14 protein-coding genes are annotated in these 21,447 nt (G+C 70.7%); 4 read left to right on the top strand and 10 right to left on the bottom strand.

The genetic code is table 11. The features are described from left to right. The first annotated feature begins 54 nt into the window (after positions 1-54). Positions 55-2,691 carry a glycosyltransferase family 1 protein gene (locus tag GTY58_RS14645; protein ID WP_010984232.1) on the top strand — a complete coding sequence of 879 codons (2,637 nt, stop codon included), beginning with the start codon at positions 55-57 and terminating at the stop codon, positions 2,689-2,691. 183 nt (positions 2,692-2,874) lie between these two features. Continuing rightward, positions 2,875-3,378, top strand: coding sequence for a hypothetical protein (locus GTY58_RS14640; protein WP_137865251.1), 504 nt, complete (start codon positions 2,875-2,877; stop codon positions 3,376-3,378). 100 nt (positions 3,379-3,478) lie between these two features. On the opposite strand, the gene GTY58_RS14635 is transcribed toward GTY58_RS14640, so the two are convergent. Together GTY58_RS14635 and GTY58_RS14630 are read right to left on the bottom strand one after the other, a co-directional pair. Then, positions 3,479-3,667, bottom strand: coding sequence for a DUF397 domain-containing protein (locus tag GTY58_RS14635; protein ID WP_010984231.1), 189 nt, complete (start codon positions 3,665-3,667; stop codon positions 3,479-3,481). 11 nt (positions 3,668-3,678) lie between these two features. Further along, positions 3,679-4,533 (bottom strand): helix-turn-helix transcriptional regulator, encoded by an 855-nt coding sequence (locus GTY58_RS14630; RefSeq protein ID WP_010984230.1) that lies wholly within the window; start codon positions 4,531-4,533, stop codon positions 3,679-3,681. 223 nt (positions 4,534-4,756) lie between these two features. On the opposite strand from GTY58_RS14630, the gene GTY58_RS14625 reads away from it, so the two are divergent. Beyond that, a complete protein-coding gene (locus tag GTY58_RS14625) occupies positions 4,757-5,227 on the top strand; it encodes an ATP-binding protein (protein ID WP_037649781.1) in 471 nt (156 codons plus the stop codon). A gap of 18 nt (positions 5,228-5,245) precedes the next feature. On the opposite strand, the gene GTY58_RS14620 is transcribed toward GTY58_RS14625, so the two are convergent. The 8 genes from GTY58_RS14620 to glgX form a co-directional block, all read right to left on the bottom strand. Beyond that, positions 5,246-5,752: a DUF1990 domain-containing protein gene (locus GTY58_RS14620; protein ID WP_010984228.1), complete on the bottom strand. Its 507-nt coding sequence runs from the start codon at positions 5,750-5,752 to the stop codon at positions 5,246-5,248. Between the two features lie 102 nt (positions 5,753-5,854). After that, on the bottom strand, positions 5,855-7,519 hold the full coding sequence (locus GTY58_RS14615; protein ID WP_010984227.1) for a M4 family metallopeptidase: 1,665 nt from the start codon (positions 7,517-7,519) through the stop codon (positions 5,855-5,857). 297 nt (positions 7,520-7,816) lie between these two features. Further along, entirely contained in the window at positions 7,817-9,859 is a 2,043-nt protein-coding gene (locus GTY58_RS14610) for a M4 family metallopeptidase (RefSeq protein ID WP_037649779.1), read from the bottom strand. A 402-nt stretch (positions 9,860-10,261) separates the two neighbouring features. Next, positions 10,262-12,028: an ABC transporter ATP-binding protein gene (locus GTY58_RS14605; RefSeq protein ID WP_010984225.1), complete on the bottom strand. Its 1,767-nt coding sequence runs from the start codon at positions 12,026-12,028 to the stop codon at positions 10,262-10,264. Then, the gene (locus GTY58_RS14600) at positions 12,025-13,746 is read right to left on the bottom strand and encodes an ABC transporter ATP-binding protein (protein WP_010984224.1); all 1,722 of its coding nucleotides are present in this window, start codon (positions 13,744-13,746) and stop codon (positions 12,025-12,027) included. Before GTY58_RS14600 ends, GTY58_RS14605 begins: the two co-directional genes overlap by 4 nt. 21 nt (positions 13,747-13,767) lie before the next feature. After that, positions 13,768-15,630 (bottom strand): ABC transporter ATP-binding protein, encoded by a 1,863-nt coding sequence (locus GTY58_RS14595; RefSeq protein ID WP_010984223.1) that lies wholly within the window; start codon positions 15,628-15,630, stop codon positions 13,768-13,770. Further along, on the bottom strand, positions 15,627-17,474 hold the full coding sequence (locus GTY58_RS14590) for an ABC transporter ATP-binding protein (protein ID WP_037649778.1): 1,848 nt from the start codon (positions 17,472-17,474) through the stop codon (positions 15,627-15,629). Before GTY58_RS14590 ends, GTY58_RS14595 begins: the two co-directional genes overlap by 4 nt. Positions 17,475-17,654: 180 nt before the next feature. Next, the gene (glgX, locus tag GTY58_RS14585; RefSeq protein ID WP_010984221.1) at positions 17,655-19,904 is read right to left on the bottom strand and encodes a glycogen debranching protein GlgX; all 2,250 of its coding nucleotides are present in this window, start codon (positions 19,902-19,904) and stop codon (positions 17,655-17,657) included. Positions 19,905-20,060: 156 nt separating this feature from the next. Between glgX and GTY58_RS14580 the strand changes: the two genes are divergently transcribed. After that, entirely contained in the window at positions 20,061-21,290 is a 1,230-nt protein-coding gene (locus GTY58_RS14580; RefSeq protein WP_010984220.1) for an Ig-like domain-containing protein, read from the top strand. Positions 21,291-21,447 lie beyond the last annotated feature (157 nt).

The following is a 21,447-nucleotide window of genomic DNA, read 5'->3' as shown; positions in this document are numbered from 1 at the left end:
TCCTCCGTACGCCCTTCGTACGTCCTCCGTACGTCCTCCGTGAAGGTGGAACTCGTGAAGGCCATCCGTAGGTTCACCGTACGTCCCGTACTCCCCGACGCCCTTCACCCGCTCAGCGATCTGGCGCGAAATCTGCGCTGGTCGTGGCATGCGGAGACCCGTGAGCTCTTCCAGTCCGTGGACCCCGAGCGCTGGGCGGCGTCGGACGGCGATCCCGTACGGCTGCTCGGCAGCGTCCCGCACGCGCGCCTCGCGGAGCTGGCGGAGGACCGCCGCTTCCTGCGCAGGCTGGGCGCGGCCGCCGACGATCTCACCGACTACGTGACCGGCGACCGCTGGTACCAGTCGCAGGCCGAGGCCCCGTCCCGCGCGGCCGAACTGCCCGCCGCCATCGCCTACTTCTCACCGGAGTTCGGCGTCACGGCCGCGCTGCCGCAGTACTCCGGCGGCCTCGGCATCCTCGCCGGGGACCATCTGAAGGCGGCCAGCGACCTGGGCGTGCCCCTGATCGGGGTGGGCCTGCTGTACCGGCACGGCTACTTCCGCCAGTCGCTGTCCCGCGACGGCTGGCAGCAGGAGCACTATCCCGTCCTCGACCCGCACGAACTGCCGGTGGTGCCGCTGCGCGAGGACGACGGCGCCCTGGCCCAGGTCTCCCTCGCCCTGCCCGGCGGGCGGCGGCTCCAGGCCCGGATCTGGCTGGCCCAGGTGGGCCGCGTACCGCTGCTGATGCTCGACTCGGACGTCGAGGAGAACGACCACGGTGAGCGCGGTGTCACCGACCGGCTGTACGGCGGCGGCAGCGAGCACCGGCTGCTCCAGGAGATGCTGCTGGGCATCGGCGGGGTGCGCGCGGTCCGCACGTACTGCCGGCTGACCGGTCATGCCGAGCCGGAGGTCTTCCACACCAACGAGGGGCACGCGGGTTTCCTCGGCCTGGAGCGGATCGCCGAACTCTGCGACACGGGGCTGGACTTCGACGCGGGCCTGGAGTCGGTGCGGGCGGGGACGGTCTTCACGACCCACACGCCGGTCCCGGCCGGCATCGACCGGTTCGACCGGGAGCTGGTGGCCCGCCACTTCGGCCCGGACGCGGAACTTCCGAGGATCGACGTGGAGCGGATCCTGGGGCTCGGCATGGAGACGTACCCGGGCGGCGAACCCAACCTCTTCAACATGGCGGTGATGGGCCTGCGGCTGGGCCAGCGCGCCAATGGCGTCTCGCTGCTGCACGGTCAGGTGAGCCGGGAGATGTTCTCGGGCCTGTGGCCGGGCTTCGACCCGGACGAGGTGCCGATCACCTCGGTGACCAACGGGGTGCACGCGCCGACCTGGGTGGCCCCGGAGGTGTTCCGGCTGGGGGCGCGGCAGATCGGCGCCCAGCGCACCGAGGACGCGATGACGGTGGGCGGCTCGGAGCGCTGGGACGCGGTGGCGGAGATTCCGGACCAGGACATCTGGGACCTGCGGCGGGTGCTGCGGGAGCAACTGGTGACCGAGGTGCGGGAGCGGCTGCGCGCGTCCTGGCGGCAGCGCGGGGCGGGCACGGCCGAACTCGGCTGGATCGACGGGGTGCTCGACCCGGACGTCCTGACGATCGGCTTCGCGCGCCGGGTCCCCTCGTACAAGCGGCTGACGCTGATGCTGCGGGACCGGGACCGGCTGATGGACCTGCTGCTGCACCCCGAGCGCCCGGTGCAGATCGTGGTGGCGGGCAAGGCGCACCCGGCGGACGACGGCGGGAAACGCCTGGTCCAGGAGCTGGTGCGGTTCGCTGACGACCCGCGCGTCCGGCACCGCATCGTGTTCCTGCCGGACTACGGGATGGCGATGGCGCAGAAGCTGTACCCGGGCTGCGACATCTGGCTGAACAACCCGCTGCGCCCGCTGGAGGCGTGCGGGACGAGCGGGATGAAGGCCGCGCTCAACGGCTGCCTGAACCTTTCGGTGCTCGACGGCTGGTGGGACGAGTGGTTCCAGCCGGACTTCGGCTGGGCGATCCCGACGGCGGACGGCACCGCGACGGACGAGGACCGCCGGGACGACCTGGAGGCGACGGCACTGTACGACCTGCTGGAAGGGCGCGTCGCCCCCCGCTTCTACGAGCGGGGCCAGGCCGGTCTGCCCGACCGCTGGATCGAGATGGTCCGCCAGACACTGACGCATCTGGGTCCCAAGGTGCTGGCGGGGCGCATGGTGCGCGAGTACGTGGAGCGTCTCTACACCCCCGCGGCCCTCGCGCACCGGGCGCTGACCCCGGAACCGGCACGGGAGCTCGCGACCTGGAAGTCCCGGGTACGGGCGGCCTGGCCGCGGGTCACCGTCGACCATGTGGAGACCTCGGTGGCGACGACGACGGCGGAGCTGGGCACGACGCTGTCACTACGGGTCCGCGTGGGCCTCGGCGACCTCGACCCGGACGACGTCGAGGTCCAGGCGGTCGCGGGCCGGGTGGACGGGCAGGACCGCATCACGGACGCGACGGCGGTCCCCCTGAAACCGGTGGGCGGCCCGGACCTGGAGGGACGACGGGTGTACGAGGGCCCCCTGTCCCTGGACCGCACGGGCCCCTTCGGCTACACGGTCCGCATCCTGCCGACCCACCGCCTCCTGGCGACGAGCGCGGAACTGGGGCTGGTGGCGGTGCCATCGGAGGATGTGGGGGAGGGGGCTGGGGTTTTGCTGCGGTGACACCCTCAAGGGCACGGCTACGCATACGAGTTTCACGACTCACTGCTGCGTAGCCGCCAGGTTCAGACCCCGACCCCAGTCGGCGGACGACTGGGGTCCCTGAACCTCTACGACGACCGCGGACGAGCCGGCCGACGGGTCGACGAGCCTGACCCACAGGTAGATGTCTGAAAAGAGAACCTAATGAACGGTGCAGCTGCTCCTCGCAAGCTGGATGAACTATTCCAGGAGTCGGGCGGCCGTCCTGTCGAACGCGATGGCGAAATGATCCATATGGCCTATCGAATTCCCGTAGGAGTAGAGACTTCCAAGATTCGACTCGAGTTCTCCGGCTTTGTCGATGAGCCGGTTCAGGGGGTCTGCCTTCAGGTCGGCGAAGGGGTGCTTTCGGTTGAAGGAAGGTCGCACCCCGGGTTGGTATTTTGGATGGATGCGGCGCCATCTGTCGTTGATATGGGAGTCAACGCCGAGAAGGGTTCTACCCTTCAAGTCTGGAACTGTTGGCGGGGCAAGTTCGGCGAGCGTGCGGCATGGCTCGGAAACGCTGGAATGATCTGCGATGTGGTCCGTGAGGGCGAGTATAAATTTTCTTGCAGTAGCGGTACGGGGGAGGCTTTCTTTGGGTCCATGCAATTCGCTCTGCGTGTGGGCAAGGTGGTTGGCAGTGGGCGAGAAATAGAATCCTGACTTATGGAAACCCTAAGAATCTTCCGGCTGTATTGCAGCTCTGAGAGTTGTGCGACACCGAACCGGCGGCCCAGGGCGCCTGGGTCAGCTGTTTGGGGTGTCAGCGTCGTTGGCTGTCTTCTTTGAGGGAGCGTATGAGGGAGAGCAGCGGGTTGCGGGTGGTGGTCAGGATGACGTCAGGGTCGTCGCTTTCGCGGAGGTGAACGGTTCCGGTGGGGGTGGCGGCGACGTAGACGCAGTTCGAGCCGTCGGGGCTGTAGGTGGACTTCTGCCAGGCGGATATGTGCACGTCGGCCCCTTTCAGTGGCTTTGCATGATGTGCTCGATGAACTTGCGTGACTCGGCGGGTTCGAGAGCGCAGTTTTCCATGCGGTCCAGCACGGTCCGGTATTTCGCCAACTGTGCTTCCGTGTCCAGGAATTCGCAGCCGCCGTGGTGGGTGTCCAGTTGGACCGTGTCGAGCTGGGGGGTCGGGCCGACCGCGTAGTCGAAGGACTGGCCGTTGCCGGGGAAATGCGGCGAGGTGAAGGGGATGACGCGGATGGTGATGTTGTCCTGCTCGCTCCGCTCCAGCAGGTGGGCGAGCTGATCCCGGGCGACGTCCGCGCCCCCGTACTGCATGCGCAGGGCCGCCTCATGCAGAAGTGCCGTGTAGGGGAGTGGGGCCGAGCGGTTCAGGATCTCCTGCCGCTTGATGCGGTACGACAGGCGGTGCTCGAGCTCGTACGGCAGGAAGGGCGGGACCGCTTCGCGGAGCATGGCTCGGGCGTGGTCCGTGGTCTGGAGCAGGGCAGGGATGTGCAGGGACAGGGCCACGCGCAACTCGGTTGCGTGGTGCTCCAGTTCGGCGAGATCGGCCAATCCGGCGGGCAGATACTCCCGGTACTCGTCCCACCAACCCCGGGTACGGCCCCCGGTCATCTCGGCCAGCGCCTCGATCAGAGCCGGGTCGGCGCAGCTGTATGTGCGGGCGAAGGTGCGTACGCGGTCGGCGCTGACGGCGTAGCGGCCGGCCTCGATGCTGCTGACCTGAGCCTGCTTGAGGCCAAGCAGGTCCGCGGCAGCGGTGGATGTCAGTCCTGAGTGCTCCCTGAGCCTGCGCAGCTCGGAGCCCAGTCGTTGTTGGCGCAGTGTGGGAGTGGTGCTGGGCGGCACTGGGCCCTCTCTCGGCGGTGTGTTCCTGCGGGTCACCCACAGGAGGGAATTATGAATCATCACCTTCGTTCGATGTTAAGTATCACATCACGCCCTCTATGGTGTGTCCCACGTCGCTCAACCTCCCGCGCCGATAAGCCGGAAGCGCACCACAGCCCTGGCACTGCCACCGCGCGGCGCTGCCGTCGAGCGAGCCCAAGCCCCTTCCACTCCGGAGCCGTTCATGGTCACCGTAACCCCGCCCGACACCTGGGTATACGCCCTTCGCCTGCCCCATGACCCCCGCGCCGCACGCGTCGCACGTATGACCGTGCGGGCCACGCTGTCCGGGCACGGTATGGGTGAAGTCGTCGATGTCGTCGAGCTGTTGACCTCCGAGCTCGTCACCAACGCCTACCGGTACGCCAAAGGGCCTGCATCCCTGCGGCTGACGGCGCTGGGAGGAGGACGGTTGCGGGTCGGTGTGTGGGACAGCAGTCCGCACATTCCTGCCCCCTTCGACCGGCCGCCCGGAGACCGTGTCCCGTGCGCGCCGGTGGACGCCGTTGGTGGGCGCGGTCTCTTCCTCGTACAGGAGTACGCGGACTGGTGGGGCGGCTGGCGCCTCGGCGATGACCAGATGGGGCACGGTGCCGGGAAGCTGCTGTGGTTCGAAGTGGGAAGGAGGAGGGCGGTGGCGGAGCGCCGCGTGTAGGACGGGCGAGTCGGGCACTCAGTCCGCAACCGACTCGCACAGCCTCCGCAGCACCACCCCGCACCGCCGCGCGTACGCGTGCTGCAAGCCTCGCGTCGCCGCGCCGCCCGCTCGGGCGTACCACTTGGCCGCGCGGCTGAAGGCCGTGATCGTGAGCCAGACCGTGCCGTCGCCCGTTCTGTTCACGACGAAGGCTTCTTCGCCGCACTCGGGGTGGCCGGAAAGCGTGCCGTACGCCCAGCCGGCGCGGCGGGGTTCGTCGACCGTCCAGACCACCCGGCACGGGGCCTTGATCATGCCGGCCAGGGAGACCGTGACGTCGACCCCCGGGGCGGCCGCGTCCGCGGACGCGTCAATACCGACGCCCATGGCGCGGTGCATCTCCCAGGTGACGACCGCGTGGGACGCCCGGCGGAACACCTCTTCGCCCTCGCCTATGCGCGTGCGCACGTGCAGGGAGTGGAATCCCGGCGGGCAGTACCCGTTCTCACGGGTCGCGCCGACATCCTCGTACGTGAAGGACATGGGGCACAGCCTAGGGCGGCACCCGGAGTCACCTTCTCTCCGGGTGCCGCCCTGTGCGAAATACGGCCGATCAGTCGATCAGTCGACCAGCCGGCCAGTCGACTAGCTGACGTTGACCGCCGACCAGGCCGCCGCCACCGCCTTGTACTCGGTGCTGGTGGAGCCGTACAGCGCCGAGGCCGCCGAGAGGGTGCCCGTGCGGGCGGCCGCGTACTTGGTCGTCGACGTGAAGTACGTCGTCAGAGCCTTGTACCAGATCTGCAGGGCCTTGGCCCGGCCGATGCCCGTGACCGTGGAGCCGTTGGACGTGGGGGAGTTGTAGGTGACCCCGTTGATCGTCTTCGAACCGCTGCCCTCCGAGAGGAGGTAGAAGAAGTGGTTCGCGACACCCGACGAGTAGTGCACGTCGAGGTTGCCCACGCTGGAGGACCAGGAGTCCGCCGAGCCGCCGTCCTTGCTGGGCTTGTCCATGTAGCGCAGCGGGGTGCCGTCGCCGTTGATGTTGATCTTCTCGCCGATGAGGTAGTCGCCGACGTCGGACGAGTTGGCCGCGTAGAACTCGACGCCCGTGCCGAAGATGTCGGAGGTCGCCTCGTTCAGGCCGCCGGACTCACCGCTGTAGTTGAGGCCCGCGGTGTTGGCGGTGACGCCGTGGCTCATCTCGTGGCCCGCGACGTCCAGCGAGGTCAGCGGGTGGGTGTTGCCCGAGCCGTCGCCGTAGGTCATGCAGAAGCAGCTGTCGTCCCAGAACGCGTTGACGTACGCGTTGCCGTAGTGGACGCGGGAGTAGGCGGCGACGCCGTTGTTCTTGATGCCGCTGCGGCCGAAGGTGTTCTTGTAGAAGTCCCACGTCACCTGCGCGCCGTACGCGGCGTCGGCGGCCGCGGTCTGGTCGGTGGTGGAGCTGGAGGCCGCGCCGGTGCCCCACGTGTCGTCCGCGTCGGTGAACAAGGTGCCCGCGGAGGAGGTGGTGGTGTGCGACTTGTTGTACGTCTTGTGGCTGCCGCGCGTCCCGTCGGTCAGCTGGTACGTCGACCCCGACAGCGTGGTGTTGAGGGTGACCGTGCCCGAGTAGAGGGTCTTGCCGGTGCCGGTCTCGATGGCCTGGTACTCGTAGAGCTTCTTGCCGGTGGCCGCGTCGGTGATGACGTGCAGCTGGTTCGGGGTGCCGTCGTCCTGGAGGCCGCCCACGACGGTCTCGAAGGCGAGGGTCGGCTTGCCGTTGCCCGCCCAGATCACCTTGCGCGGCGCCCGGTCGGCCGAGGTCTTCTCCGAGCCGGCGGACTTGGCGACGGTCAGGGCCTGCTTCTCGGCCTTGGCGGAGGTGATCTGCGGCTTGAGGGAGGCCACCTTGATGGTCGCCTTCGTCGCCTTGGTCACGCCCTCGGTCGTGCCCGACTTCGACTGGTGGACGACCAGGTCGCCGCCGAGGACCGGCAGTCCGTTGTACGTGCGCTCGTAGCGCGTGTGCAGCGTGCCGTCGGCGTCCTTGACGACGTCTCTGACGACCAGCTTCTCCTTGGTGCCGAGGCCTATCTGCTGGGCCGTCTCCGGCGTGGCGGCTTCGGCCTTCTTGATGAGGGACGTGCGCGCCGCCGCGGACAGCTGGAGCGGGGCGCCGGCGAGGGTGGCCTTCTTGCCGGCGTCGGACACCGGGGTCTGGGCAGAGGCACCGGTGGTCACACCGGTGGCGAGCAGGGCTCCGGCGGCGACAGCGGTGGCGATGGCCAGAGTGGTGCGCTTGTGACGCGCGTAGAGGGAGGTCACGCAAGCTCCTTTGTGGGGGCGGCCGAACGACGTGGGGTAGCCGTACGGACGGGTGAAGTTGCGGTGCGGGTGAGCCGTGCGGTGGAAGAGTGACACCTAGGGCGCGTACATGTCATGACCCCAAAGGAACGTTGGCTGAAAATCGTCCGTTGGGTGAAGATCCGTGTACGCAATGCGGACCTGATCTTGGGTATGGCGGCAACCAAGGAGAGGTCAGGGCACAGCAAAGGGGGCGCCGCCCCGGGGAGTTGAACCACCGGGGCGACGCCCTGTCCTGTGCCCTGCGTCAAGCGGGGTCTACGGGAACGTCAGCTTCCAGCTGTTGATGGTGCCGACGTCCTGCGCCGCCTGGTCCTGGACCTTCAACTGCCAAGTGCCGTTGGCGGTTTCGGAGGACGCGTTGACCGTGTAGGTGTCGGTCACGTTGTCCGCGGAGTCGGACGAGCTGAAGTTCTTCAGGCGGTACGTCGAGCCGTCCGGGGCCACCAGGTCGATGACCAGGTCACCACGCCAGGTGTGCGTGATGTTCGGGGTGACCTGAAGATTGCTCGGCGCGTTTCCGGTGCGGCCCGTGACGGTGATCGAGGACGTCACCGCCCCCGCGTTGTCCGGAATCGATACCTTGGTCGTGCTCTCGTACGAGGTACCGCCACCGCCGCCGCCACCGGAGCGCGCACCGACCGCGACGGCCGCCCACGCGTCCTGCACCGCCTTGTACTCGGTGCTCGTCGTGCCGTACAGCTCACCCGCCGCCGCGAGGGTGCCGGTGCGGGCCGCCGCGTAGTTGGTGGTCGAGGTGAACTTGGTGGTGAGTGCCCGGTACCAGATCTGCAGGGCCTTGTCGCGGCCGATGCCGGTGACCGGAAGGCCGTCCGACGTCGGCGAGTTGTAGCTGACGCCGTTGATGACCTTGGCGCCGCTGCCCTCGCTCAGCAGATAGAAGAAGTGGTTCGCGGGACCCGACGAGTAGTGGACGTCGATCGAGCCGATGCCCGAGTACCAGCTGTCCTTGGACGCGCCGTCCTTGCTGGGCTTGTCCTGGTAGCGCAGCGGGGTGCCGTCGCCGTTGATGTCGATCTTCTCGCCGATGAGGTAGTCACCGACGTCGGAGGAGTTCGCCGCGAAGAACTCCACGCCCGTGCCGAAGATGTCGGAGGTCGCCTCGTTCAGGCCTCCGGACTCACCGCTGTAGTTCAGGTTGGCCGTGTTCGAGGTGACGCCGTGGCTCATCTCGTGGCCCGCCACGTCCAGCGAGGTCAGCGGGTCGGCGTTGCCGGAGCCGTCGCCGTACGTCATGCAGAAGCAGCTGTCGTCCCAGAAGGCGTTGACGTACGCGTTGCCGTAGTGGACCCGCGAGTACGCGCCGACGCCGTTGTTCTTGATGCCGCTGCGGCCGAACGTGGTCTTGTAGAAGTCCCAGGTCGTGGCGGCGCCGTAGTGCGCGTCGGCGCCGGCGGTCGCGGCGTTCGACGTGGTGCCGTTGCCCCAGGTGTCGTTCGTCTGCGAGAACAGCGTGCCGGTGCCGGACGACCCGTGGTTCAGGTTGTACGTCTTGTGGGCGCCGCGCGCTCCGTCGTTCAGCGTGTAGGTGGAGCCCGACTGTGTGGTCGTCAGGGTCACCTGGCCGCTGTACTGGGTGTTGCCGATGCCGTTCTTGATGCCCTGGTACTGGTAGAGCTTCTTGCCGGTGGCCGCGTCGGTGATGACGTGCAGCTGGTTCGGGGTGCCGTCGTCCTGGAGGCCGCCGACGACGGTCTCGTAGGCGAGGGTCGGCTTGCCGTCGGCCGCCCAGATCACCTTGCGGGGCGCGCGGTCCGCCTTGGTGCTCTTCGAACCGGCGGACTTGGCGGCGGTCAGGGCCTGCTGCTCGGCCTTGGCGGAGGCGATCTGCGGCTTGAGGGAGGCCGGCTTGATGGCCGCCTTCGTCGCCTTGACGACCCGCTCGGTCTTGCCCGACTTCGAGGTGTCCACGACCAGGTCGCCGCCGAGGACCGGCAGTCCGTCGTAGGTGCGCTCGTAGCGGGTGTGGACCGTGCCGTCGTGGTCCTTGAGGACATCGCGGGCGACGAGCTTCTCCTTGGCTCCGAGGCCCAGATCCTTGGCGGTGTCCGCCTTGGCCGCGTTGGCGTCGCGTATCAGCTCGGCGCGCTGGGACGGGGTGAGCTTCAGGGTGACGGCGCCCGGCTTGACCTTGCCCGTGGGGGCCTGGTCGGGGGCGGCGTTGGCGGCGCCCGACTGGACGGCCGCGGCGAGCAGGGCGGTGACGCCCACCAGGGCGACTGCCCCGGCGCGACGACGCAGGATGTGGGAGGTGCGTCTGTGGGAGGAACTGCTACTCAACACTGACTCCTTCTGCGTGGCCGCGGGTCGCGCGGCCAGGGGAGACCGGACGATGGTCACCCGTCCGGGCAGAACAGGGCGGAACTTGGCGTTACGCGGAACCAGGTACATGGGGTGGTGCATGGGTGGTGCTCGGGGTGGTGCATGGGGAACGCACGGCCGCGGCACAGCGGTCGAGCTGTGTGCTTGCTGTGAGGTGGCCGTGGGAAGAGTGTCAGGAGACCGCGCTTTCTGTCAGGGGCGCATCAAGGATTTGGCCGGAAATCGTCCGTTGTCCGGTAAGTCATGTTCGGTATACGGACCGTTCAGAAGTCCGGTCAGAAGTCCGTTCAGAAGTCCGGTCAGGAGTGTCCTGCCGGAGACCGTCGCAAAGGCGTACAAGGCCGCCCGACGATCCCGGATTCAGGACGGGGACGGCTCGTCGCCGTGCCACGAATGCCACAGCGCCGCGTACGCGCCCCCCGCCGCCACCAGGGCCTCGTGGGTGCCGAGTTCGGTCAGCCGGCCGTCCTCCATCACGGCCACCCGGTCCGCGTCGTGCGCCGTGTGCAGCCGGTGGGCGATGGCGATGACGGTCCGCCCTTCGAGTACGGCCGCCAGCGCGCGCTCGGTGTGGCGGGCGGTCGTCGGATCCAGCAGCGCGGTGGCCTCGTCGAGGATCAGCGTGTGCGGATCCGCCAGCACCACCCGGGCCAGCGCCAGTTGCTGAGCCTGTGAGCCGTCCGTGGCACAACCACCGGACCCCAGGACGGTGCCGAGGCCGTCCGGCAGCTCGCGCACCCAGCCGTCGGCGCCGACCGCGGCGAGAGCCGCCCACAACGCGTCGTCCGTGGCCGAGGGCTCGGCGATCAGCAGGTTGTCGCGGACCGTGCCGAGGAAGACATGGTGCTCCTGGGTGACGAGGACGACCTGCCGGCGCAGCCGCTCCGGCTCGAGGCCGACGACCGGCACCCCGCCCACCGTCACCGTGCCCGCGCTCGGCGCGTCGACGCCCGCGAGCAGCCTGCTCAGTGTGGTCTTGCCGGCGCCGGACGGGCCGACGACGGCCAGCCGCTCCCCGGGACGCACGGTCAGGTCGACGCCGCGCAGCACCTCGCCCCCACGCTCGTACGCGTAGCGCACCCCGGTCACGTCGATCCGGTCGTCCGCCGGCGCGGCCGAGTCGGCCGGACCGCTCCGCGGCGCCCGGGCCAGGCCCTCCACCCGGGCGAAGGAGGCGCCGCTGCTCTGCAACTGCTCGACCCGCATCAGGATCTGGTCGAGCGGTTCGCCGAGCTGGCGCAGATACAGCGCCGCCGCCACCACCGCACCCAGGCTCATCACACCCCGCGCGTGCAGCGCACCGCCGATCAGCAGCACCCCGGCCACGGGCACGATGTACGACACCTCCACCACCGGGAAGAACACGGTGCGCAGATACAGCGTGTACAGCCGGGTGCGCCGGGACGTCTCCAGCGCCTCCCGGCTCGCGCCGATCCGCCGCTCCTGAAGCCCGAACGCCTCGACGGTACGGGCCCCCGACGCCGTCGCCGCGAGGATCTCGGCGACCTCCGAGGTGGCCGCGCCCTCGGCGAGATAGCCGTCCCGGGCCCGCCGCAGATACCAGCGCAGCGCGCACCAGATGCCGGTCAGACCGAGCACGCCGAAGGCGCCCAGCAGCGGGGCGAGGACGAACACCGCACCGAGGAGGAACAGCGCCTCGAGGGTGTGGATGAGCAGATCGGGTCCGACATCGCGCAAGGTGGTGCCGACGGCGGCCACGTCGGCGGTGCCACGGGCCGTCAGATCGCCGGTGCCCGCCCGCTCCACGACCGACGCGGGCAGCGCCAGCGTCCGGTCGACGAACTCCTCGCGCACCCGGGCGAGCGTCCGCTCCCCGAAGCGGTGCCCCACGTACCGGGCCCAGCGGGCCAGCAGCAGCTGCGCGAGGGAGCACAGCAGGATGCCCAGCGCCAGCCGGTCCACGGCCCGCACCCCGCCTCCGGCCCCGACCCCGTCGACGATGCGCCCGAGCAGCCACGGCCCGGCCAGCCCGGCGCCCGCGGCCAGCGCGTTCAGGACCAGCACGGCGGCGAAGGCGCGCCCGTCGGCCCGGACCAGACGGACGGCGGCCCGCCGCACACCGGCCGGTTCCGCGACGGGCAGGTGTCCAGAAGTTCCGGTCGTCACCGCAGGGCCTCCTCGGCGTCCGCGTCCCGGGCCACCAGCGCCCGGTACCCGGGCTCCCCGCCCAGGAGTTCGCGATGGCTGCCCCTCGCGGCCACCTTCCCGTCGACCAGGTAGTACACGGTGTCCGCCCGGGCGAGCACGAGGGGAGAGGTGGTGGTCACGACGGTCGTACGGCCGCTGCGCGCGGTGTGCAGCCGGTCCGCCACGGTGGCCTCGGTGTGGGCGTCGAGCGCGGAGGTGGGCTCGACGGCCAGCAGCACCTCGGGGTCGGCCAGCAGCGCCCGCGCCAGCCGTACGCGCTGCCGCTGGCCGCCGGAGAGGGTGCGGCCCTGCGCGGTCACGGCCGTCTCGAGCCCGTCCGGCAGACCGAGGACGATGTCGTCGGCCGCGGCCGCGTGCACGGCCCGCGCGAGGGCCGCCTCGTCCCAGCCGTCCGGTCCCCGTCTGCCGCCCACCAGATCGCGCAGCGGACCCGCGAACAGATCGGCCTCGTTGTCGGCGACCAGGATCCGCTCGCGGACCTGCCCCAGCGCGACGGCGTCGAGCCGCACCCCGCCCCAGGTGGCGGCCGACGGCGCGTACCGGCCGAGGCGGTCGACCACCTCCGCGGCATCGGCGGGGCGGGCCCCGGCGAGCGCGGTCAGCCGGCCCGGCACCACCCGGACCCCGGACTCCGGGTCGGACAGCACGGACGGCTCCGCGGGCGCGTCGGCCGTGCCGTCGTCCGCGAGGGGCGCAAGGCTCAGGAAGCGCACGACGCGCCGCGCGGCCACCACGCCCCGGCTGAGCTGGTAGCCGCACTCGATGAAGAACGCCACCGGCCCCACCAGGACCGCGACATAGCCGTACACCGACACCAACTCGCCCACCGTGATGTCCCCGCGCGCGGCCAGCCGGGCCGCCAGCCAGGTCACCACGGCGAGGAACAGCGTCGGCAGGCCCACCCCGAGCGCCTCGATCCAGCTGGTCACCGCCCCGACCCGGTAGCCCTGCTCCCGCAGCCGCCGCGAGTCCCGGCGGAACGCGTCCGCGAACAGCCCCTTGCCGCCCAGGCCGTTGAGGACCCGCAGACCGCCCGCGAGGTCCCCGATCCGCTCGGTCAGCACGCCCTGCCGCTCGCGGTACTCCGTCTCCGCGCCCTGAAGCCGCCCCATCAGCGGACCGACGAGCACGGCGATCAGCGGCACCCCGAGCAGCACCACCGCGGCCAGTGGCGGCGAGACGGACAGCAGCAGCCCGGCGACGACCGTGTAGGCGACGACCGCACCGACGCCGGGGCCGACGACGGTCAGGGACTGGCTGATCGTCTGGACGTCGCCCACGCCGATCGTGACGACCTCCCCGGCCCCGACCTGACGCGACAGCGCGGCGCCCAGCCGGACCGCCTGCCCGACGACGACCTTGACGGTGCGGAAGTTGGCGTCCATCCGGACCCGGGTCATCGTGCGGTGCCGCATGATGCTCAGCCAGGCGTTGAACGCCCCGACCGCGAACAGGGCCGCCGTCCAGCCGATCAGCGCGGTCCGGTCGCCCGGTGCCAGCCCGTCGTCGATCGCGCGGGACATCAGATACGGCGTCGCCGCCAGCAGCACCATCCACGTACTGCCGAACAGCGCCCCGGCGGCGCACCGGCCCCGCTGCCGCATGACCAGCCACCACAGATACCGGCCGCCACCGCGACAGTCCGGGTCCCCCGGGTCCTCGTACGCGTCGATCATCCGCCCCCCAGCTCCTGCCCGTCACACCAGGCTGTCCCGCCAGGCCCGGTGCAGATCCGCGAACCGGCCCGTGCCCGCGACAAGTTCGGCCGGGCTGCCGTCCTCGACGATCCGGCCGTGCTCCATGACCAGTACCCGGTCCGCGATCTCCACCGTCGACAGCCGGTGCGCGATCACGACCGCCGTCCGGCCCTTCAGTACCGTCAGCATCGCCCGCTGCACCGCCCGTTCACCGGGAACGTCCAGCGAGCTGGTCGCCTCGTCGAGGATCAGCACCGCCGGGTCGGCCAGCAACGCCCGTGCGAACGCGACCAGCTGGCGCTGGCCCGCGGAGATGCGCCCGCCCCGCTTGCGGACGTCCGTGTCGTAGCCGTCCGGCAGCGCACTGATGAAGTCGTGGGCGCCGATCGCCTTCGCGGCCCGCTCGATCTCCTCCCGGGTCGCGTCGGGGCGACCGATGGCGATGTTCTCGGCGACCGTGCCGGAGAACAGGAACGCCTCCTGCGTCACCATCACCACACCGCGCCGCAGCTCGGGAACCGTCAGCTCGCGCAGGTCGACCCCGTCCAGCAGCACCCGCCCGGCGGAGGGGTCGTAGAAGCGGGCGAGCAGCTTGGCGAGGGTCGACTTGCCGGCGCCGGTCGAGCCGACCACGGCGACCGTCTGCCCGGCGGGCAGCGTCAGCGAGAAGGTGGGCAGCACCTCCCCGCCCGTGCGGTACGTGAAGCGGACGGCGTCGAACACGACCTCGCGGCCGGGGTGCGCGGACTCCAGGGCGGGCAGGGCGCGCGGCTCGGAGGGCTCCGGCACCGACGGCGTCTGCGCCAGCAGCCCCGCGATCTTCTCCAGCGAGGCCGCCGCCGACTGGTACGAGTTGAGGAACATGCCGAGCCGGTCGATGGGGTCGTACAGCCGGCGGAGATAGAGCACGGCGGCCGCGAGCACGCCCAGCTCCAGCGAGCCCGACGACACCCGGTACGCGCCCCACAGCACGATCCCCGCCACCGCCGTGTTGGCCACCAGACGGGAGCCGGTGACATAGCGGGCCATCTCCAGCAAAGCGTCGCCGTTGGTGCGCTGGTGGCGTCCGTTCAGCACGCGGAAGTCCGCGTCGTTCACCGCTTCGCGGCGGAACGCGCGCACCGGCCGGATGCCGTTCATCGTCTCCGCGAACTTCACGATGACCGCCGCGATCGCCGTCGAACGCAGGCGGTACACCCGTCCCGCACGGCGCCGGTAGAGCCGTACGAGCAGATACAGCGGCCCGAACGAGGCGACCGCCACCGCGCCCAGGCCCAGGTCCAGCCACAGCAGCATCGCCGAGATGTAGACGAACGACAGGATGACCGCGATCAGTTCCTGAAGGCCCTCGCTGAGCAGCTCGCGCAGCGACTCGACATCCGTCGTCGAGCGGGAGATCAGCCGCCCCGAGGTGTAGCGCTCGTGGAAGTCGATGCTCAGGGCCTGCGCATGGCGGAAGATCCGGCCGCGCAGGTCGAGCAGCACGTCCTGGTTGACGCGCGCGGACGCCAGGATGAACGCGTACTGGAGGCCGCCGGAGAGCGCCGCGCACAGCAGATACGCCACTCCCACCGCGATCAGCGGGCCGTGGTCGTCGCGCCGGAACGCCGGTACGGCGCTGTCGATGGCGTAGGCGACCAGCAGCGGGCCCAGCTGCACCGCCGCCTGCTGGAGCAGGAGCAGCCCGCTCGTCACGACGACGCGGGCCCTGAGCGGTGCCAGCAGCGAGCGCAGCAGGGCGCCCGTCGCGCCCGGGGGCGTGGGGAGGGTGTCCCGGTCGAAGGGGTCGCCGCCGCCCGGTGTGCCGACGGGGTCCTCGCCGTCGTCGGTCAGGTCGGGCGCGGTCGTCGTCGGCGCCGTCATCGGTCGGCCTCCAATTCCTCTGCTTCCTCCGCTTTCTCTGCTTCCTCCGCTTCCTCCGCACGGTCCGCCCCGGACATCAGATGGGCGTACTCGGCGTTCGTGCGCAGCAGTTCCTGGTGGGTGCCGACGGCGGCGATGCGGCCGCCGGAGAGCAGCGCGACACGGTCGGCGAGCAGCACCGTGGACGGGCGGTGCGCCACGACCAGGGCGGTGGTCTCGGCGAGCACCCGGCGCAGGGCGGCCTCGACGGCGGCCTCCGTGTGGACGTCCAGGGCGGACAGGGGGTCGTCGAGAACGAGGAAGCGGGGGCGGCCCACGACCGCCCTGGCCAGGGCGAGGCGCTGACGCTGGCCGCCGGAGAGACTGAGGCCCTGCTCGCCGACCTGGGTGGCGGTGCCCTGCGGGAGGGCGTGCGCGAAGTCGGCCTGGGCGACGGCGAGGGCGCGGTCCAGCTCCTGCTCGCCCGCGCTGTCGTCGGCACCCATCAGGACGTTCTCGCCGACGGTCGCCGAGAAGAGGGTGGGCTCCTCGAAGGCGACGGCGACGAGTTCGCGCAGCGCCTGCCGGGGCATGGCCGTGATGTCCGCGCCGTCCAGGGTGATCCGGCCCGACGTGACCTCGTGCAGGCGGGGGATGAGCGCGGTCAGGGTGGTCTTCCCGGTGCCGGTGGCGCCGACCAGGGCCATCGTCTCGCCGGGGCGGATGTGGAGGTCGACGCGGTCGAGGACGGGCGGCGCGTCCGAGGGCGCGTCGGGGTAGCGGAAGCGGACGTCGTGGAACCGCAGGCCGTCGGCGCCGGCCGGGGCGGCCGGGGCGGCGACGGCGTCGGCCGACTCCGGTTCCGCGTCCATCACCTCGAAATACCGCTCCGTCGCCGTCGCCGCCTCCTGGCTCATCGCGAGGAGGAAGCCGATCGAGTCGACGGGCCAGCGCAGGGCCAGGGCCGTGGACAGGAACGCGACCAGGGTGCCCGCCGACAGGTCCCCATCGGCCACCTGGATCGTGCCGAGGACGAGTGCCGCGCCGATGGCCAGTTCCGGGAGGGTGACGATGACCGCCCAGATCGCGGCGAGCAGCCGGGCCTTCGCCAGCTCCGTGCCGCGCAGGGTCCGGGTCAGCTCACGGAACGCGCGGGCCTGGCTGCGGTGGCGGCCGAAGCCCTTGACGATGCGGATGCCGAGCACGCTCTCCTCGACCACCGTCGTCAGATCGCCCACCTGGTCCTGCGCCCGCCGCGCCACCTCCGCGTACCGCCGCTCGAACAGCGCGCACATGATCACCACGGGGATGGCCGGGCCCAGGATCACCAGCCCGAGCGTCCAGTCCTGAACCAGCATGATGATCACGCCGACGAGGATCGTCACGCCGTTGACCAGCAGGAACGTCAGTGGGAACGCGAGGAACATCCGCAGCAGCATCAGATCCGTCGTGCCCCGCGACAGCAGCTGGCCGGAGGCCCAGCGGTCGTGGAAGGCGACCGGAAGCCGTTGGAGATGGCGGTACAGATCCGCCCGCATGTCCGCCTCGACCCGCGACAGCGGCCGCGCCACCAGCCAGCGCCGCAGCCCGAACAGCAGCGCCTCGGCGAACCCGAGCAGCAGCAGATACAGCGCCCCGAGCCAGATGCCACGGGTGTCCCGGTCCGCCACCGGCCCGTCCACCAGCCACTTCAGGACGAGCGGGATGACCAGGCCCGTACAGGAGGCCACGACCGCCACGAGGGCGGCGGTGAACAGCCGTACGCGCACCGGCCGCACATACGGCCACAGGCGCAGGAGAGTGCGCACGGACGAACGGCCGGCGTGGTCGGAGCGGTCTTCGGCGGCTGCGAGTGTGGTGGACATCAGGAGCGAGCCTACGGTTCGGCACTGACAGCGCCCACCGAGTTTTGGCCGGACCAGAGGCGGCCGCCGGTCCTGGGACCTGCACGTTCGAGGGATCGAACCCCGGCTGCCCACAAGGGGCGTACCGCACCATCGACCGATCGGCCGACGCCGTTCACCCGTCGGCGCCGGCGGCCGCGCTCACCCCACCCGCAGCAACAGCACCGCCCGGGCCGCGACCGTGACCGTCGCCCCCGCCCGGTGCGCCGTCCCCGGTGCCGCGGCCTGGTCCTCGCGGGAGGTGTCGACGACGACCTCGTACCGCTCGGCCCACGGCGGCCCGGGCAGTACGAAGCTCACCGGCCGGTGTCCGGCGTGCAGCACCGCGAGGAAGCTGTCGTCCACCACCGGCACGCCCCGAGCGTCGCGCCCCGGTATGTCCCGCCCGGACAGATACATGCCGAGCGTCGCCGCCGGTGCGTACCAGTCCCGTTCCGTCATCTCCGCCCCGCGCGGCGTGAACCACGCCAGGTCCCGCAGGCCGTCCGCCGAATGCGCCCGCCCGGAGAAGAACGCGCGCCGCCGCAGCACGGGATGGGCGTGCCGCAGTGCGATCAGCCGGGCGGTGAGGTCGCGCAGCGCCCGCCAGCCGGGCTCCTCCAGCAGTTCCCAGTCCACCCAGCTGATCTCGTTGTCCTGGCAGTAGGCGTTGTTGTTCCCGCGCTGCGTGCGCCCCAGCTCGTCGCCCGCGACCAGCATCGGCACGCCCGTCGACAGGAGCAGGGTGGTCAGGAGGTTCCGCAGCTGACGGCGGCGCAGGGACCGTACGCGCTCGTCGTCCGTCTCGCCCTCCGCCCCGCAGTTCCACGCCCGGTTGTCGTCGCTGCCGTCCCGGTTGCCCTCGCCGTTCGCCTCGTTGTGCTTGCGCTCGTACGACACGAGGTCCCGGAGCGTGAAACCGTCGTGGGCCGTCACGAAGTTGACGGACGCGTAGGGCCGACGGCCGCCCCACGCGTACAGGTCGCTCGACCCCGACAGCCGGTAGCCCAGGTCCCGCACGTCCGGCAGCGCGCCTCGCCAGAAGTCCCGTACGGCGCCCCGGTAGCGGTCGTTCCACTCCGTCCACAGGGGAGGGAACGCGCCCACCTGGTAGCCGCCGGAGCCGACGTCCCACGGTTCCGCGATCAGCTTCACCCGGCGCAGCACCGGGTCCTGTGCGATGACCGCGAGGAACGGGGAGAGCATGTCGACGTCGTGCATCGATCGGGCCAGGGCCGCGGCCAGGTCGAACCGGAAGCCGTCCACGCCCATCTCCGTCACCCAGTACCGCAGCGAGTCCGTGATCAGGCGCAGGACGTGCGGCTGCACCACGTGCAGCGTGTTTCCGCAGCCCGTGTAGTCCGCGTACCGGCGGGCGTCGGGCTGGAGGCGGTAGTAGCCCCGGTTGTCGATCCCCTTCAGCGAGAGCGTCGGGCCCAGTTCGCCCGCCTCCGCGGTGTGGTTGTAGACCACGTCGAGGATGACCTCGATCCCGGCCGCGTGCAGGGCGCGCACCATCCGCTTGAACTCACCGACCTGCTGTCCGTTCGTCCCGGCGGCCGCGTAGCCGGCGTGCGGGGCGAAGTAGCCGATCGAGTTGTAGCCCCAGTAGTTGCGCAGGCCCTTGCGCAGCAGGTGGTCCTCGTGGGCGAACTGGTGCACCGGAAGCAGCTCGACGGCCGTCACGCCGAGTCCGACGAGGTGTTCGATCGCCGCCGGGTGCGCCAGTCCCGCGTAGGTGCCGCGCAGTTCCTCCGGGATCCCGGGATGCGTCTTCGTGAATCCCCGTACGTGCAGCTCGTAGATCACCGAGTCCGCCCACGGCGTCTTCGGACGGTGGTCGTCCGCCCAGTCGTCGTCATCGTGGACGACGACGCCCTTGGGGACGTACGGCGCCGAGTCCCGGTCGTCGCGCACGGTGTCCGCGACCTGCTGCTGCGGCCAGTCCCGGACGTGCCCGTACACCTCCGGCGGCAGGCTGAAGTCGCCGTCGACCGCGCGCGCGTACGGGTCGAGGAGCAGCTTCGCCGGGTTCCAGCGGGCGCCCGTCCACGGGTCCCAGCGGCCGTGCACCCGATAGCCGTAGCGGCGCCCGGGCAGTACACCGGGGACGAAGCCGTGCCAGATCTCGTGCGTGAGTTCGGTGAGCGGGACGCGGATCTCCGCGCCCGTCTCGTCGAACAGGCACAGCTCGACCGCCTCCGCGCCGCCCGCCCACAGGGCGAAGTTGGTGCCCGTCACCCCGTCGGGCCCGGTCCTGAAGCGCGCTCCGAGCGGGGTGGGGGCGCCCGGCCACACGGGTGGGGCGGGCGCCGCGGGCCGCCTGCCGTTCAGCACGGCGGCCGGGCGCGCGGCATGTTCTTCACCCGCGCGCTCCTCCTGTACTGCCTCCTGCTCGGCTGCGCTCGACACCGGTCGGCCTCCCGCGGCTCCGTGGGACGGCGTGGAAAAGGGCGCACGGCGTCCCGGCCGCGGCTCCCTGTCGCGTCGTCCTCCCCACTGTTCTGCCCAGAGCTTGCCTCGCACTCACGTTTCCCCAGGAGGGGCACGGTCGTTGGGCCCGTCGTGATGCATGTACAGACACGGCGCGCGCGGCGCGCAGGGGCCGCCCTGGCCGCCGTACTGACCTGGGCGGGCCTGTTGGCCGGCGCCTCCGCCTGCACTTCCCCCGGAATCTCCCACGGAGTCGACGAGGTGTTCGGCAAACCCCCTGCGGCCGAGGATGTGATCCACGTCTGGCCGGACGACGACAGCAAGGCCGTACACGCCGACCAGCCGCTGAAGGTGCGGGTGCCCGGCGGCCGGCTCGAATCGGTGAAGGTCGTCAAGTCCCAGGACGCACAGGACTCCCCGGTGCCCGGCCACATCTCCGGCGACGGCCAGAGCTGGCAGCCCGACGACAAGCGGCTGGCGCTCGCCGCCAAGTACCGGGTCGACGCGGTCGCCCTCGACGAGCGCGGACACCGCTCCGCGCGCCACACGACCTTCACCACCTTCGTCCCCGACGAGCGGTTCATCGGGTACGTCACTCCCGAGAACCGGTCGACCGTCGGCACCGGAATGATCGTCTCCCTGGAGTTCAACCGGGAGATCGTGAACCGGGCCGCCGTCGAACGCGCGATCCGTGTGAGTGCCAAGCCGGCCGTGGAGATCCGCCCGCACTGGTTCGGCAAGGACCGCCTCGACTTCCGGCCCCAGGAGTACTGGAAGCCCGGCACCAAGGTCACCGTCGGGCTGAACCTGCGGGACGTGGAGGGCGCGCCCGGCGTCTACGGACTCCAGTACAAGACCGTCTCCTTCTCCGTGGGCCGCGACCAGGTCTCGCTCGTCGACGCGGTCGAGCACACCATGGAGGTCCGCCGCGAGGGCGAGCTGCTCGCCACCGTTCCGATCACCGCGGGCGCCCCGAAGACGACGACGTACAACGGGAAGATGGTGGTCATGGAGATGCTGGAAGTGACCCGTATGAACAGCCGCACGGTCGGCTTCGGCGGGGAGTACGACATCCCGGACGTCCCGCACGCCATCCGCCTCACCGCCTCCGGAACCTTCCTGCACGGCAACTACTGGGCGCCGGACGCCTTCGGCAACACCAATGTCAGCCACGGCTGTGTGGGCCTGCGCGATGTGAAGGGCGGCAGCTCGGACACCCCGGCGGGCTGGTTCTTCGACCGCACCCTGATCGGTGACGTCGTGGAGGTCGTCCGCAGCAATGACAAAAAGGTCGCTCCCGACAACGGCCTCGGAGGGTGGAACATGGGCTGGAAGGAGTGGAAAGCGGGCGCCGCGGTGAAGTAGCCCGACAAAGGGGTACGCGCGCAGACGAACTCCAGCGGACTCCAGCGGGCGCTGGTTCAGTTGAAGTTGGGACTGAACAGTGACAATCGCGGGGAGTCATCGGGCCGGGCCGTGTGATTAATTTGCGCAGTGCGCGCACGGGTCGCGCTGGAGTGCG

It is taken from the genome of Streptomyces sp. SID5469, assembly GCF_009862865.1.
GTDB lineage: Bacteria > Actinomycetota > Actinomycetes > Streptomycetales > Streptomycetaceae > Streptomyces > Streptomyces avermitilis.
Note: the sequence above shows the minus strand (reverse complement) of the source record. Positions and strands in the feature narration are given on the sequence as shown.

Excerpts from the sequence above, each read along its gene's own strand:
- GTY58_RS14595 (WP_010984223.1), bottom strand. The coding sequence starts at position 15,630 with ATGACGGCGCCGACGACGACCGCGCCCGACCTGACCGACGACGGCGAG.
- GTY58_RS14620 (WP_010984228.1), bottom strand. The coding sequence starts at position 5,752 with ATGTCCTTCACGTACGAGGATGTCGGCGCGACCCGTGAGAACGGGTAC.
- GTY58_RS14600 (WP_010984224.1), bottom strand. The coding sequence starts at position 13,746 with ATGATCGACGCGTACGAGGACCCGGGGGACCCGGACTGTCGCGGTGGC.
- GTY58_RS14590 (WP_037649778.1), bottom strand. The coding sequence starts at position 17,474 with ATGTCCACCACACTCGCAGCCGCCGAAGACCGCTCCGACCACGCCGGC.
- GTY58_RS14580 (WP_010984220.1), top strand. The coding sequence starts at position 20,061 with ATGCATGTACAGACACGGCGCGCGCGGCGCGCAGGGGCCGCCCTGGCC.
- GTY58_RS14625 (WP_037649781.1), top strand. The coding sequence starts at position 4,757 with ATGGTCACCGTAACCCCGCCCGACACCTGGGTATACGCCCTTCGCCTG.
- GTY58_RS14640 (WP_137865251.1), top strand. The coding sequence starts at position 2,875 with ATGAACGGTGCAGCTGCTCCTCGCAAGCTGGATGAACTATTCCAGGAG.